Below are 749 nucleotides of genomic sequence, written 5' to 3'. Positions count from 1 at the left end.
GTTGGAAATATGCCTCCCCTTAGTATCTCTATTCATCTCAGGCAGTTTATGCACATTTAGATAATGTACCCTACCTGCACTGGTAAAGACTAGCAACTGTGCATGGTTTGAGGTGACTATAAGCCGCTCAACAAAATCGTCCTCACGAGATGCTGCGCTACTCTTGCCTTTGCCACCACGTTTCTGCGCTGAGAACGCCGACAGTGGGGTGCGTTTGATATAGCCGTTATGCGTAACCGTTACAGCCATAGGCTCATCAGGTATTAAATCTATCTCGTTTATATCGCTAGTTGCCGCTGTAATTTCCGTTAGACGTTTGTCGCCATATACATCTATTATCTCTTGCGATTCTATGCGGATAATTCCCATAAGGGTCGGTTTATCAGAGAGCACCTTTTTATAGTACGTAATATTTTCTTGCAACTCTTTGTATTCCGCATCTAGCTTGTCTATCTCTAACCCAGTTAGACGTGATAGGCGCATTTCCAGTATAGCCTGCGTTTGCAACTCAGATAAGCCAAAACGTTCTTTCAGTTTATCTTTAGCAATGGCAGAATCTTTTGACGAACGGATAATCCTAACAACCTCATCAATATTCTGCACCGCTACCCGCAACCCCTCTACAATGTGCAATCTATCCTCAGCCTTGCGCAACCTAAACACCGTCCGCCTAGTAACCACCGAAATGCGGTGATTTATAAACTCGTCAATTACTTCGTTTAGGTTAGTGAGCTTAGGTCTGCCGTCTA

1 protein-coding gene is annotated in these 749 nt (G+C 44.1%); it reads right to left on the bottom strand.

Features of this window, described 5'->3' with window-relative positions:
* Nucleotides 1-749 (bottom strand): DNA gyrase subunit A (locus tag AC1MDJ_RS08230; RefSeq protein ID WP_479690429.1); only part of this gene is annotated, 749 nt, incomplete at both ends.

It is taken from the genome of Candidatus Termitispirillum reticulitermitis (genome assembly GCF_054655775.1).
The sequence above is the reverse complement of the archived record's forward strand: the minus strand, read 5'-3'. Positions and strand labels throughout refer to the sequence as shown.